Annotated in this window: 9 protein-coding genes; 7 read left to right on the top strand and 2 right to left on the bottom strand. The window is 68.0% G+C overall.

Annotated features, from left to right (window positions below):
* Nucleotides 1–35: 35 nt before the first annotated feature.
* Nucleotides 36–452, bottom strand: coding sequence for an NADH:ubiquinone oxidoreductase subunit NDUFA12 (locus J3A75_RS04335; RefSeq protein ID WP_012317326.1), 417 nt, complete (start codon nt 450–452; stop codon nt 36–38).
* 513 nt (nt 453–965) lie between these two features.
* Here J3A75_RS04335 and J3A75_RS04330 point away from each other — a divergent pair.
* A complete protein-coding gene (locus J3A75_RS04330) occupies nt 966–4697 on the top strand; it encodes a vitamin B12-dependent ribonucleotide reductase (RefSeq protein ID WP_029358504.1) in 3732 nt (1243 codons plus the stop codon).
* A gap of 278 nt (nt 4698–4975) precedes the next feature.
* On the opposite strand, the gene J3A75_RS04325 is transcribed toward J3A75_RS04330, so the two are convergent.
* Complete coding sequence (locus tag J3A75_RS04325; RefSeq protein WP_070998381.1) at nt 4976–5371, bottom strand: tautomerase family protein; 396 nt, start codon at nt 5369–5371, stop codon at nt 4976–4978.
* Nucleotides 5372–5495: 124 nt separating this feature from the next.
* Here J3A75_RS04325 and J3A75_RS04320 point away from each other — a divergent pair, with 124 nt between their 5' ends.
* The 6 genes from J3A75_RS04320 (at nt 5496) to J3A75_RS04295 (ending at nt 12387) form a co-directional block, all read left to right on the top strand.
* Nucleotides 5496–6380, top strand: a complete 885-nt coding sequence (locus tag J3A75_RS04320; RefSeq protein WP_070998379.1) for a LysR substrate-binding domain-containing protein — start codon at nt 5496–5498, stop codon at nt 6378–6380.
* A gap of 356 nt (nt 6381–6736) precedes the next feature.
* Entirely contained in the window at nt 6737–7120 is a 384-nt protein-coding gene (locus tag J3A75_RS04315; RefSeq protein ID WP_070998377.1) for a tautomerase family protein, read from the top strand.
* A gap of 278 nt (nt 7121–7398) precedes the next feature.
* Entirely contained in the window at nt 7399–8610 is a 1212-nt protein-coding gene (locus J3A75_RS04310) for an ABC transporter substrate-binding protein (RefSeq protein WP_012317321.1), read from the top strand.
* A gap of 102 nt (nt 8611–8712) precedes the next feature.
* A complete protein-coding gene (locus J3A75_RS04305; RefSeq protein WP_010682997.1) occupies nt 8713–9585 on the top strand; it encodes a branched-chain amino acid ABC transporter permease in 873 nt (290 codons plus the stop codon).
* 38 nt (nt 9586–9623) lie between these two features.
* Nucleotides 9624–11672, top strand: a complete 2049-nt coding sequence (locus J3A75_RS04300) for an ABC transporter permease subunit (RefSeq protein WP_209649731.1) — start codon at nt 9624–9626, stop codon at nt 11670–11672.
* Nucleotides 11665–12387 carry an ABC transporter ATP-binding protein gene (locus J3A75_RS04295; RefSeq protein WP_024827743.1) on the top strand — a complete coding sequence of 241 codons (723 nt, stop codon included), beginning with the start codon at nt 11665–11667 and terminating at the stop codon, nt 12385–12387. Before J3A75_RS04300 ends, J3A75_RS04295 begins: the two co-directional genes overlap by 8 nt.
* Nucleotides 12388–12578 lie beyond the last annotated feature (191 nt).

Genomic DNA, 12578 nt, shown 5'->3' with positions numbered 1-12578 from the left:
GCAAAAGGGCGCCCGGCCCGAGGCGGCGCGCGGACCTACTCGCCCGGCGTCCAGGACACGTAGTCGCCGGTCGCTGCCGGCCGCTGGCCCCAGGAGAGCTGCGAGCCCGCCGGCCGGTACGCGTTCGCGGTGCCGGTCTGGTTCTCGATATGCGGCTTCTGCCACGCCTTCGGCTGGTACTTCTCCTCGCTCGGCGCGACGTCGACGTTGTGGCAGAGCCAGCCCCGCCAGCCGGGGGGCACCTTCGAGGCGTCGGCGTAGCCGTTATAGACGACCCAGCGGCGCTCCGAGCCCACCGAGCGGTCGATCAGCGCACCTTCCGCCTTGTAGTACTTGTTCCCGAACTCGTCCTCGCCGACGAAGATGCCGGTGCGCGCGGTCTGGAGCGCGACGGAGACGGTCTGACCGTTCCACCACGTGAAGATGCGCAGCAAAGTGTCCTTCAGCGCCATCGCCGGTCCCGGAATCGTGCCGCGCCGCGAGGGCGCTCGTCGGCGCCGTTATGGTGACCGCGCGCGTGCGAGTCCAGCCGCATGACGGAAGTGTCGCTGCCGGGCAACGCTCGACCGCGGTTTCGGCCCCCGGGTCCGGCTGTTCGCCAGGTCCGCTCCCTAGGGTTGTGAATCTAAAATTTTCCCGATCCGATTCCCGAAAGCCGGAAGGACACTTATCCCGGTCCGGGACGATATCCACAGACTTTTGCGAGCCGGCACAACATCTAGCGGGGAACAAGCCCGCCGAACACCACTTGTTGACGTGAGAGTGAAGGCGGCGGTAATCTCCCTGCATCGGTCGCGCCCCGCGGAAGTGGTGCGTTGGGCAGGGGCGACCGTTCCTAATTTTCGTTCGCGGGACCGGGGCACGTCTCTCAGCCGGGCGTGGTCGGCCGCGAATCCCACTATCGGGCTAGACCCCGCGTCGCGCGGGGCCGGGACGTTCGCGTCCCGTCGGGAGAGGTGTATTTCATGCGGTTCGAGCGTCGCTACACCACGGCCGGACAATCGCCCTACGCCGGGATCCCTTTCCGCAAGGCGCTGAGCGAGATCCGCAACCCGGACGGCTCGGTGGTGTTCCGCCTCGACGGCATCGACGTGCCGGAGAGCTGGAGCCAGGTCGCGAGCGACGTGCTCGCGCAGAAGTACTTCCGCAAGGCGGGCGTCCCGGCCCGTTTGCGCAAGGTCGAGGAGAACGCGGTTCCGTCCTTCCTGTGGCGCTCCGTTCCGGACGACGCCGCCCTGGCGGAACTCCCCGAGGACGAGCGCTTCGTCTCCGAATCCTCCGCCACACAGGTCTTCGACCGGCTCGCGGGTTGCTGGACCTACTGGGGCTGGAAGGGCGGCTACTTCTCCTCGGAGGAGGACGCCTCGGCCTTCATGGACGAGCTGCGTTTCATGCTGGCCCGCCAGATGGTGGCGCCCAACTCGCCGCAATGGTTCAACACCGGCCTCCACTGGGCCTACGGCATCGATGGACCGAGCCAGGGCCACTACTACTGCGACCCGCAGACTGGCGTGCTGACCAAGTCGGCGTCGGCCTACGAGCACCCGCAGCCGCATGCCTGCTTCATCCAGTCGGTCCAGGATGACCTCGTCAACGACGGCGGCATCATGGACCTGTGGGTGCGTGAGGCGCGCCTGTTCAAGTACGGCTCGGGCACCGGCTCCAACTTCTCGATGCTGCGCTCGGAGAACGAGAAGCTCGGCGGCGGCGGCAAGTCGTCGGGCCTGATGAGCTTCCTCAAGATCGGCGACCGGGCGGCGGGCGCCATCAAGTCGGGCGGGACCACGCGGCGCGCCGCCAAGATGGTGATCGTGGATATCGACCACCCGGACATCGAGGCCTTCATCGACTGGAAGGTGAAGGAGGAGCAGAAGGTCGCCGCCCTGGTGACGGGCTCGAAGGTCGTCTCCAAGCACCTGACGCTGGTGATGAAGGCCTGCACGCAGTGCGAGGCGGAAGGGGATGCATGCTTCGATCCGGAGCGCAACCCGGCTCTCAAGCGCGAGATCAAGGCCGCCCGCCGCGCCTCCGTGCCGGATTCCTACATCAAGCGCGTGGTGCAGTTCGCGCGCCAGGGCTTCACCAAGATCGAGTTCCCCGTCTACGACACCGACTGGGATTCGGAGGCCTACCTCACGGTTGCCGGCCAGAACTCCAACAACTCGGTTTCGCTGACCGACGACTTCCTGCGCGCCGTCGAGGCGGATGCCGACTGGCAGCTCACCGCCCGCACCACCGGGAAGGTCACCAAGACCCTCAAGGCCCGTGACCTGTGGGAGCGGATCGGCGAGGCCGCCTGGGCCTCGGCGGATCCGGGCCTGCACTTCAACACGACGATGAACGACTGGCACACCTGCCCGGCGGGCGGGCGGATCCGGGCCTCGAATCCGTGCTCCGAGTACATGTTCCTCGACGACACCGCCTGCAATCTCGCGTCTGCGAACCTGCTGACGATGTACGACCGGGAGACCAAGCGCTTCGACGCCGAGGCGTTCGAGCACCTCAACCGCCTCTGGACGGTGGTGCTCGAGATCTCCGTGATGATGGCGCAGTTCCCGTCGAAGGAGATCGCGGAGCTCTCCTACCGCTACCGGACGCTCGGCCTCGGCTACGCCAATATCGGCGGCCTGCTGATGACCATGGGCCTGCCCTACGATTCCGACGCGGGTCGGGCCCTGGCCGGCGCGCTCACGGCGATCATGACGGGTGTCGCCTACGCGACCTCGGCCGAGATGGCTTCGGAGCTCGGCACCTTCCCGGCCTACGAGGAGAATGCCGACGCGATGCTGCGCGTCATCCGCAATCATCGCCGGGCCGCGCACGGCGAGGCCGAGGGCTACGAGTTCCTGAACGTCGCGCCGGTCGCCCTCGACCACGCCAACATCCCGCAGGCGGATCTGGGTGACCACGCCCGCGCCGCCTGGGACCGGGCGCTGAAGCTCGGCGAGGAGCACGGCTACCGCAACGCCCAGGCCACCGTGATCGCGCCGACCGGCACGATCGGCCTCGTGATGGATTGCGACACCACCGGCATCGAGCCGGACTTCGCCCTGGTGAAGTTCAAGAAGCTCGCCGGCGGCGGCTACTTCAAGATCATCAACCAGGCCGCGCCGGACGCCCTGCGGGCGCTCGGCTACCGCGAATCCGAGATCGCCGAGATCGAGGCCTACGCGGTCGGCCACGGCTCGATGGGTCAGGCGCCGGGCATCAACCCGACGACGCTGCGGGCCAAGGGCTTCACCGACGAGAAGATCGCCGCGGTGGAGAAGGGCCTGAAGTCGGCCTTCGATATCAAGTTCGTGTTCAACCGCTGGACGCTGGGCGACGATTTCCTGACCCAGACCCTGAAGGTCCCGGCGGAGAAGCTGTCGGACCCGACCTTCGAGCTGCTGCCGTTCCTTGGCTTCTCTAAGAAGGACATCGAGGCCGCCAACACGCACATCTGCGGAGCGATGACGCTGGAGGGCGCTCCGGGCCTGAAGCTCGAGCACTACCCGGTCTTCGACTGCGCCAATCCGTGCGGCCGGATCGGCAAGCGCTACCTGTCGGTCGAGAGCCACATCCGCATGATGGCGGCGGCGCAGCCCTTCATCTCGGGCGCGATCTCCAAGACCATCAACATGCCGAACGACGCCACGGTGGAGGATTGCAAGGCAGCCTACCTGCTGTCCTGGCGCCTCGCCCTGAAGGCGAACGCCCTCTACCGCGACGGCTCGAAGCTGTCGCAGCCGCTCAATTCGGCCCTCATCTCGGATGACGATGACGAGGCCGATGAGGGGATCGAGGCCCTGATCCAGGCGCCGGCCGCCGCCAAGGCCGCCGCCGCCGCGGAGAAGATCGTCGAGCGGGTGATAGAGCGCGTCGAGCGAATCCGCTCCCGGGAGAAGCTGCCGGCCCGCCGGAAGGGCTACACCCAGAAGGCGGTGGTGGGCGGCCACAAAGTCTACCTGCGCACCGGCGAGTACGACGACGGCCGCCTCGGCGAGATCTTCATCGACATGCACAAGGAGGGCGCGACCTTCCGGAGCCTGATGAACAACTTCGCCATCGCGATCTCGCTGGGCCTCCAGTACGGCGTGCCGCTGGAGGAGTACGTGGAGGCCTTCACCTTCACGCGGTTCGAGCCGGCCGGCTTCGTCCAGGGCAACGACGCGATCAAGAACGCGACCTCGCTCCTCGACTACGTGTTCCGCGAGCTGGCAGTCTCGTATCTCGGCCGCGCCGATCTCGCCCATGTCAGCCCCGCCGAGATCGGCGGCACGGTGATCGGCGGCGGCGAGAGCGGCGATACGACCCGCGAGGGTCCGAAGCCGGCGCCGGCCTCCTCGGTCGTCTCCCGCGGCCTGCTGCGCGGCTCGGCCGACCGGCTCACCCTGATCCAGGGCGGCCCGGCCGGCGCTAGCCTCGGCGTGGGTGCGGCGAGCGCCGGACAGTCGGCTCCGGCCGGCGGTACGGTCCACGCGATCCGCGGCAGCGCGGCGCTGAAGGCGGAGCCGGCGACGGCTGGTCAGGCCGAGACGATCGCCGACACCCTCCCCTTCGCCAAGGCCGAGCGGAGCGTCGCCGACCGCCGCGCGGAGGCGAAGATGAAGGGCTACGTCGGCGAGGCCTGCCCGGAATGCGCGAACTTCACGCTGGTCCGCAACGGCACCTGCCTGAAGTGCGACACCTGCGGTTCGACGACAGGGTGCTCTTGAGCCCCTGACACTTCGAGCCTGAAGCGGCGGGCGAGCCATCGGTTGCGATGGCTCGCCCGCCGCGACTCGGTCGCTTCCGAGACCGCGAGCCTGCCGTCGCCGTCGGCGCAATCGCGGAGGGTGGCGCGAGATGCTCGGCGCAGCTGTGCCTCGCGAACGCGGCGATCGCGACCTCGACCGCGGCATCCGCGGGTGCGGCGGCGGCCTGTGTGAAGACCGCCGCAGTCCAGCCATCGAGACGGCATGCCTCCCCAACAGCGCGCGGCGCGCCGGTCGGGTCAGCGCACGTCGTTCTGGCTGTAGGACGCCAAGCCGTTGCCGAAGGACCACTCGTCGCGCGCGTTCGGCGACAAGACGATGAGCACGTCTTCCGGACGCAGGCCTGGATCGGCGACGAGGTTGTCGGTGATCGCCCTGTAGAGCGCCTTCTTCTGCGCCGTGTCCCGCCAGTTCCCCGCGACGATGTGGATGATCACCACGTCGTCCGTGCGGTGAAGCCCGAGATAGTCGGGATCGTAGATCAACTCGTCCGGCGCGTGCTGGTGGATGAGGTGGAAGCGGTCGTCGGCCGGTACGCCGTAGACGTCGCGCAGCCCGCGATGAACGCCGTCGGAGAGGGCGCGGATGTGCTCCGATGACTTGCCCTTTATGAGCGAGATCCGAACGAGAGGCATAGGTGACGGTCTCCAGCGAAGTCTCTCGGCACGATCCGGCCGGCTTGACGCCTCCCCCGATACCTGCCCATCATCGTCCGGAATATTTGAATTTCTGAAACTAAAACTTCCGTAAAACCGAACGATGGCCGCGCGCACCAATCTCGACATGGACGTGCTCAGAACCTTCGTGACCGGGTTCGAGCTCGGCAGCTTCGCCCGCGCCGCCGAGCGGCTGGGACGGTCGCAATCCGCCGTCAGCACCCAGCTCCGGAAGCTCGAGGAGCAGGTCGGGCAGCCGCTCGTGCAGAAGGCCGGACGCGGCCTCGCGCTGACAGCCGCCGGCGAGAGCATGCTCGGCTACGCGAAGCGGCTTCTGGAGCTCAACGACGAGGCGGTCGACCGACTGCGCGGAACGGAACTCGAAGGCTGGGCGCGGCTGGGCCTCGTGCAGGATTTCGCCGAGAGCTGGCTTCCGGCGGTGCTCAAGCGGTTCTCGCGGGCCTATCCGAGGGTGCGCATCGAGGTGCAGGTCGGGCTCGGCGCGCAGCTCATCGAGAAGACCCTGAAGGACGAACTCGACGTGGCGCTAGTCTGGGGCGACGGCGGCGGCGCCCCTCACGCGCAGCGGGTTGCGGACGTGCCGATCCGCTGGATCGGCCCGCCGGACTGGCCGGGTCTCGCAGGTCTCGGGCGGGAACCCGTTCCCCTCGCGGCCTTCGCCCCGCCGTGCACCTTCAGGTCTGCGGCCGTGTCTGCCCTGGACGCTCGCGGCCTGCCCTGGCGGCTGGTCTTCACGAGCCCCAGCCTCTCGGGCCTCTGGGCCGCAGCCGAGGGTGGCCTCGGCATTACCGCGCGCACCGCGGTCGGCCTGCCGAAGACGCTGAGCGTCCTCGACCCCGCCGCGACCGGCCTGCCATCCCTCCCGAACGCCGCTCTGACGCTCCATCAGGCGGAAGCCGAGCTGTCGCCGGCCGTCGCGCGCCTGACCGACATCCTTCTCGAAACGATCGGCGCTCACGTGGCGTGAGGCGGAGACTTCCTTCGCTCAGTCCTCTCCGTGAATCACGAATGTTCCCGGGGAATCGGGAAGCGCCGTCGTGACGGGTGTCAACGGAGAGACCGAACTTCGGTGGAGGTGATCCGTCCCAGCGCGGTCGCGGACCCGGATCGCGACGACGGATCGCGTATCGATCGGTTGGAAGGGGCCCGCTCGTTCGCCGGTGCACCGCTGTCAGCCCGCGTCGCGACGCTCCGGCTCGATGCCGTAGCGTTCGATTTTGCCGAAGTATCTCCAGAGAAATTCCGAATTTTCCGAACTCGACCTCTCAGCTAGACCTGCGTCGCGGACCGCTCGGGCGGTCTCGAACAGCGAGAGCGGCGTCCATGCCCTTCATCAACGTCAAAATCGCGGGCCGGCCGCTGGAGCGAGACCAGATCGCGTCGATCCAGGCGGGCATCACCAGACTGATGGTCGACATCCTGCACAAGGTCGGCCCTCTCGTCGGGGTGCTGGTCGAAGAAGTACCCCTGGCGGGATGGCGCGTCGGCGGCGAGCCGGTTTCCCGCGTCGCGCAGGTGGATGCCACCGTCAGCGCCGGCACGAACACGGCCGACGAGAAATCGCGCTTCATCGTCGAGGCGAACAGGCTTCTGAAAACTGTGCTCGGGGCCGATCTGACCGAAGTGTCCTATATCGTCATCCACGAGGTGCCGAAGGACAGCTGGGGATACGATGGGCTGACCCAGGCGGAGCGAGCGCGTTCATGAGCGAGCGCCCGAAGCGTGAGACGCCTCTGAGAGTAGATCACCCCGGCCGGCGGCGCCTCCATCACGTACGCCCTCCGCGCTTAATCCGCCGTCAGCGACGACCTGCCGTAAATTTGCTCACCTGCAGCTTTTCGGTCGTCCCAGACCGACAATCTGTATTAATCGTCTGGGATCCAGCAAAATGGTAGCTTGACGGCTCGACCTGAGTCGGGAGATCAGCCTTCCAGAGTGCCACGTCGAAGGGCACACCGCGCGTGCGGAATCTTGGAGAGGAAACGATGGTCTTCGCAGGTCGCGCTGCAGCCGCGGTGCTGTTATTGACGATGGTGTCGGCCCCGGCGCGGGCCGCGGACCCGATCAAGATCGGGCTGAGCGGCCCCTTCACGGGTGGGTCGTCTTCGATGGGTGTCTCGATGCGGGACGGCGCCAAGCTCGCCGCCGCCGAGATCAACAAGGCCGGCGGCGTGCTCGGCCGGCCGATCCAGCTCGTGGAGCGCGACGACGAGGCCAAGAACGAGGTCGGCGCGCAGGTCGCTCAGGAGCTGATCAACAAGGAGAAGGTGGTCGCCACCGTCGGGTTCATCAACACCGGCGTCGCGCTGGCCGCCCAGCGCTTCTATCAGGAAGCCGAGATTCCCGTCTTCAACAACGTCGCGACCGGGACGATCATCACCAACCAGTTCAAGGAGCCGGATTACGACGCGAACTACGTCTTCCGGAACTCCGCCTACGACGTGCTCCAGGCCGGACTGATGGTCGACGAGGCGCTCGCCCAGGGCCACAAGAAGATCGCGATCCTCGCCGACTCGACCAATTACGGTCAGCTGGGCCGCGAGGACATCGAGAAGTACCTCGCGACCAAGAACGTGAAGCCCGTCGCGGTCGAGAAGTTCAACATCAAGGACGTCGACATGACGGCCCAGCTGCTGAAGGCGCAGCAGGCCGGCGCCGAGGTGATCCTCGCCTACGGCATCGGGCCGGAGCTGGCCCAGATCGCCAACGGCATGGCCAAGCTCGGCTGGAAGGTCCCGATGATCACCAGCTGGCCGTCCTCGATGCAGAGCTTCATCGACATCGCCGGCACGAACGGCAACGGCGTGATCATGCCGCAGACCTTCATCGAGGATCAGACCCTGCCGAAGCGCAAGGCGTTCCTGGAGAACTACTACAAGACCTACGGCGTGACGAAGATCCCGACACCCGTGGCCGGCGCCCAGGGTTACGACTCGATCTACCTGCTGGCCGCGGCGATCAAGCAGGCCGGCGGCACCGACGGCGCGAAGATCCGCACGGCGCTGGAGAATTTGAACGAGAAGGTCGAGGGCGTCGTCACTACCTACGACAAGCCCTTCACCGCCAAGGACCACAACGCGATCTCGCGCAACATGGTCGTGTTCGGGAAGGTGCAGGACGGCAAGATCGTCTACGCGAAGGACGAGGACGCCAAGAACGCGGGCGTGGTCCGCGTCAAGGAGAAGTCCTCGAACTGAGGCCCGGTGAGGCCGCGCCTTCCCGGGCGCGGCCGCCGCTACGCAGCACGGTTGCGCGGCCCTCGCCGCGCGACCGGACGTCCCTCCGGTGACAGCGATCCCATGGAAATCCTGCTCCAGCTCATCGCCTCCGGCGTCGCGGTCGGCATGATCTACGCCGCCATTGCCTTCGGCTATCAGCTCACCTTCGCGACTTCGAAGACGCTCAATTTCGGCCAGGGCGAGGCCTTGGCGCTCGGGGCCCTGTTCGGGCTCACCCTGGTACCGTTCGTCGGCTACTGGCTGATGATCCCGCTGGTCCTGGTCTTCGGCTTCGCCCTCGGTGCGGTGGTCGAGCGCCTCGGCGTGCGTCCCGCCGTGAAGATCAAGTCCGAGTACGGGTGGATCATGGCGACCATCGCGCTCGGCATCATCTTCAAGAACGTCGCCGAGAACATCTGGGGTCGCGACGACTTGAAGTTCCCCTCCCCGCTCCCCGAGACGGCGCTGCAGGTCGGCGGCGTGCGCATCCTGCCGATGGAGCTGCTGATCGTCGCCGGCGCACTGCTGATGATGCTCGCGGTGGAGATCTTCAATCGCAAGTCGATCTGGGGAAAGGCGGTGGTCGCCACCTCCAACGACATCGACGCCGCCGGGCTGATGGGCATCAACACCCAGAAGGTAATCACCCTCTCCTACTCGATCAGCGCCATGACGGCGGCCTTCGCGGGCGTGCTGGTGGCGCCCGTCACCCTGACCGGCGCCACGATGGGCTCGGTCCTGGCCCTCAAGGCCTTCGCGGTGGCGATCATCGGCGGCCTCGAATCCGGCCTCGGCGTCATCGTCGGCGGCCTGATCCTCGGCGTCGCGGAGACGCTGACCGGCTTCTACATCTCGACCGGCTACAAGGACGTGCCGGGCCTGATCCTGCTTCTCGTCGTCCTCTCCATCCGCCCGGTCGGCCTGTTCGGCAAGGCCGTCATCAAGAAGGTCTGACCGTGACCGCCCGCGCAACCCTCACGGCAGCCTGAGCCATGGCGCAGACTCTCGCCCCCACCGACGCGCCGATCCCGGCCGCCGCCCCCAGCCTGTCGCGCCACATGGGCGTCCTCGGTGCCGTGCTGCTGGTCGTCGGCCTCGCCGTGTTCCCACACGTGGTCACGAGCTCGTACTACATCCACCTGATGGTGGTGATCGCCATCTACGCGATCCTGATCCTCGGGCTCGACATCGTGGTCGGCTATACCGGCCAGGTGAGCCTCGGCCATGCCGGACTGTTCGGTGTCGGTGCCTACTCGGCGGCGGTGCTGTTCCTGCACTTCAAGCTCGGGATCTGGTGGGGCATCCTGGCCGGGATCGGCGTGACCTCCGCCTTCGGCGTGCTGCTGGCCGTGCCGGCCCTGCGGGTGACCGGCCCGTACCTCGCCATGGTGACGCTGGCCTTCGGCACGATCGTCCAGATCTTCATCAATGAGCTGACGCCGCTGACCAACGGCCCGCTGGGCATCACCCTGCCCCCGGCCCGCGTCCTCGACTTCTCGCTCCTCGGCCTGCAGGCCCCCTGGGGCGCGGCCGGGCGCAAGCTCGAGTTCTACTATCTCGTCTGCTTGGCGCTGCTGGCCACCATCCTGGTGGTCAATCGGGTGGTGCGCTCGCCCTATGGTCGCGCCTTCGAGGCTCTGCGCGACTCGCCGATCGCCTGCGACTGCATGGGCGTGAGCGTCTACCGCTACAAGGTCTACGCCTTCGTGATCTCGGCGGCGCTGGCGGGCCTCGCTGGCGCGCTGTTCGCGTGGTCGGAGCGCTACGTGGCGCCGAACTCCTACGGGTTCGAGCTGACCGTGCTGTTCCTGCTGGCCGTGACGATGGGCGGCCGCAAGTCGCGGGCAGGGCCGATCATCGGCTCGGCAATCATCGTGATGATGCCGAACGTGCTCGCCGATATCGGCCTCGTCCGGATCATGGCGGGGATCATCGCCGCCGCGGCGCTGGTGGTGGGCGGGCTCGCCTTCCTGCGCCGCCGGGAGAACCGGTACGCCCTGTTGGTGCCGGTCGGCCTCTGCCTCGCCTTCTTCCCGGCGACGCTCGCGCTCGAATCCGTCACCGACTTCCGGCTGACCGTGTTCGGCCTGATGATCCTGTTCGTGGTCTACTACCTGCCGGACGGGATCGTGGGCTTCCTCCGCGAGAAGATCCCCGCCCTGCGCCCGGCCCACACCGCCGAGGGCAAGAGCCTCCACGCCGAGGGCGCGGCGCTCAGCGTGCAGAGCGGCGACCGGGGCGCCGACCCGCTCCTCTCCGTCGAGCAGGCCCTGATGCAGTTCGGTGGCCTCAAGGCCCTGGCGGGCGTCGACCTCACCGTGCGGCCGGGCACGATCCACGGCCTGATCGGCCCCAACGGCTCCGGCAAGAGCACGATGATGAACGTGCTCACCGGCATCTACCGGCCGACCGGCGGCAGCGTGACGCTCGCGCGCGGCCAGGGGACGAAGCGCCTCGACGGGCGCACGCCTTCCGAGATCGCCGCCGCCGGCGTCGCCCGCACCTTCCAGAACGTGCAGCTCTTCCGCGAGATGACGGCTCTGAAGAACGTGCTGGTCGGGCTTCACCACAGCTTCCGCGGCACCCTGTTGGACGCGATCCTCGGCACGCCCCGCCGGCGCCGGGAGGAGCGGGAGCAGCGCGCCCGCGCCATGGCGATCCTCGACTTCGTCGGCCTCGGCGCCCTGGCACAGGTGGAGGCGCGCAACCTGCCCTACGGCAAGCAGCGCCTCCTCGAGATCGGGCGGGCGCTCGCCCTCGACCCGGTGCTCCTTCTCCTCGACGAGCCCGCCGCGGGCCTGACCGCCCCCGACATCGCCGAGCTGACGGCGATCATCCGCAAGATCCGCGACGCCGGGATCACCGTCATCCTGATCGAGCACCACATGGATGTCGTCATGGGGCTCTGCGACCGCGTCAGCGTCCTCGATTTCGGCCACAAGATCGCCGAGGGCAGCGCCCGCGAGGTCCAGGCCGATCCGAAGGTGGTCGAGGCCTATCTCGGCAGTCCCGTCGCCGACGAGGAGATGACCCATGCTTGAGGTCACGGGTCTGTCGGCCGGCTACGGCCAGGTCGAGGTCCTGCACGGCCTCGACTTCCAGGTTCCGAAGGGTCAGGTCGTGGCGCTGATCGGCTCCAACGGCGCCGGCAAGACCACCACGATGCGCGCCCTCTCGGGCATGATCCGTCCGCGGGCGGGCTCGATCCGCCTGAACGGGCGCGAGATCGGCGGCCTCGACAGCCACGATGTCGCCCGGTTCGGCCTCGCGCACTCGCCGGAGGGCCGGCGGGTCTTCCCGACGCTCTCGGTCGAGGACAACCTGACGCTCGGCGCCTTCCCGCGGCTCACCGGCTCGCGCCCGAAGGGCGACGTCGCGGCCGACCGCGAGCGCGCCTTCGAGATGTTCCCGCGGCTGAAGGAGCGGCGCACGCAGCTCGCCGGTACCCTATCCGGCGGCGAGCAGCAGATGCTCGCCATGGGCCGGGCCCTGATGCTGCGGCCCGAGATCCTCCTGCTGGACGAGCCCTCGATGGGTCTCGCCCCGAAGCTCGTGGAGGAGGTCTTCCGGATCATCCGGCTGCTCAAGGCCGAGCAGGTGACGATGCTGCTCGTCGAGCAGTTCGCCATGGCGGCGCTCGGCGTCGCCGACCACGCCTACGTGCTGGAGAACGGGCGGATCCGCTTCCAGGGCCCGGCCCAGCAGATGCGCAACGATCCGGCCGTGCGGGCGGCGTATCTCGGCGGCAGCCACTGACACCGCGAGGGGCGGGCTCGTGCCGCGGGGCAAGGGCGCCCCGAGTCTCGGCGCGCGGGGATGAACCGATCCCCGGAGCCGGCGGGCGATGCCCGGCGCACCGCCGTCTGCGAAGCTCGAAGCCGCCTCGCGACCGGCCGCATCACCCCGCTGATAGGTGCGCTCTCGATCACCTGCAGGATCGGTCTGGG

It is taken from the genome of Methylobacterium sp. PvP105, assembly GCF_017876975.1.
GTDB classification, from domain to species: Bacteria; Pseudomonadota; Alphaproteobacteria; order Rhizobiales; family Beijerinckiaceae; genus Methylobacterium; species Methylobacterium radiotolerans.
Note: the sequence above shows the minus strand (reverse complement) of the source record. Positions and strands in the feature narration are given on the sequence as shown.